The following is a 1,832-nucleotide window of genomic DNA, read 5'->3' on the forward strand; positions in this document are numbered from 1 at the left end:
TAGTGCCTTAGTTTTAGCCTGCGTGCTGCTGAGTTTGACCGTTATTTATTTCGCCTGTAAACTGGGGGGAGAAATATGCGTGCGATTGAACTTGCCTCCCGTGTTAGGAGAATTAGTCGGTGGCGTGATTATCGGGGTTTCTGCCCTAAAATTACTGGTTTTTCCGGAAGGAGGAGCGGGATTCGAGGATTCTCTCCTAATTCACTTCCTACAATCCACTTCCCCCCTCACCCCGGAGCAATCTCCCGCCGTTTTTAGTGCTGCCAGTGAGGTGATTTCCGTCCTCTCGGAATTGGGGGTAATTATCCTGCTGTTCGAGATCGGTTTAGAATCAGACTTACAGGAATTAATTCGCGTCGGTCCACAGGCAGCTGCTGTCGCAGTGGTGGGGGTTGCGGTTCCCTTTTTGGTGGGTACTTTGGGTTTAATCTATATTTTCCATCTGGCCACCATTCCCGCTATTTTTGCCGGGGCAGCTTTAACCGCTACCAGTATCGGCATTACCGCCAAGGTTTTAGCAGAAATAGGGAAGTTATCGGCGAAAGAAGGTCAAATTATCATCGGGGCAGCGGTTCTCGATGATATTCTCGGTATTATCGTTCTCGCCGTCGTTGCTTCTTTGGTGAAGACCGGAGAAGTGCAGATTAGCAAAGTAATTTATCTAGTTATTAGTTCTAGCGCTTTTGTGGTCGGGGCGATCCTGATCGGTCGTTTTTTAAGCCCCTTTTATGTTCAATTAGTTAATAGCATGAAAACTAGGGGACAATTGCTCTTAGTTTCCCTGATTTTCGCTTTTATTCTTGCCTATATTGCCCAAGTTATCCAATTAGAAGCGATTCTCGGTTCCTTTGCTGCGGGCCTAGTCCTGGCGGAAACGGAAAAGCGATCGGAATTGGCAGAACAAGTGTTCCCGATCGCCGATTTATTTGTACCGATATTTTTCGTCTGTGTGGGGGCAAAAACCGATTTAAGTGTCCTTAATCCCGCTATTCCCACCAATCGAGAAGGATTAGTCTTGGCCGCTTTCCTAATTGTCGTCGCTATTTTGGGTAAAGTGGTGACGGGGTTAGCCGTTTTCAGCAAGGAAAAACTCAATCGCTTGGCGATCGGAGTTGGCATGATTCCCCGGGGTGAAGTGGGTTTAGTCTTTGCCGGAGTCGGGGCCGCTAGTGGCGCTTTATCCCCCGCTACCGATGCAGCCATTATTATGATGGTGATCTTGACCACCTTTGTCGCTCCGCCTCTGTTAAGGTTAGTATTTAAAGAACCTACCGCCAGCCCTCAATCAGTGAGCAGTGAGCAGTGAGTTAGGAGCCGGTCGTCGGTCGTCAGTGTTCAGGAGTCAGCCTTTATTTATTCTCCCAACTCTGGCGCTCCCTTCTCCTCATCCCCCCCACTTCCCAATTCATAATTTATAATTCATAATTTATAATTCCCGCTCCCCAACACCCAATCCCTGATCACTGATCAGAAACATAGCAGACCATGCCAACGTCCCATAAGCTTGTTTTTATTAATAGTCATTCTCAGAGCATTAACGGAGCTATGGATGGCCAAAAATCGACAAAATCGTCCATTTTTACCGAAAAAAGGTAATTGATAACTGAGCAACGGGAGCATCGATCGTGAGATTTCATTGGTTATTCCTAAGCGCATTAACTTGGTTGCTGGTGGCGGTCCCTGCTTGGGCCGGCAAGCTCGTCTTTTGGCGATTCGACACCAATGAGAATCGTCTGGTGTTCACCACCGACAATCGAGTGCAACCGCGAGCGCAAATGATCACTAACCCCACCAGGATCGTGATCGATCTGCCCGGGATCAAGTTAGGGCAA

The 1,832-nt window shown here is 48.0% G+C and carries 2 protein-coding genes; both read left to right on the forward strand.

Going from position 1 to position 1,832, the window contains the following annotated elements:
- A partial coding sequence (locus PX484_RS11925; RefSeq protein WP_288104001.1) for a cation:proton antiporter occupies positions 1-1,306 on the forward strand: 1,306 nt, incomplete at its 5' end.
- A gap of 319 nt (positions 1,307-1,625) precedes the next feature.
- A partial coding sequence (locus PX484_RS11930) for an AMIN domain-containing protein (RefSeq protein ID WP_288104004.1) occupies positions 1,626-1,832 on the forward strand: 207 nt, incomplete at its 3' end.

It is taken from the genome of Microcystis sp. M49636_WE2 (assembly GCF_030065375.1).
In the GTDB taxonomy this organism is placed as follows: domain Bacteria; phylum Cyanobacteriota; class Cyanobacteriia; order Cyanobacteriales; family Microcystaceae; genus Microcystis; species Microcystis aeruginosa_C.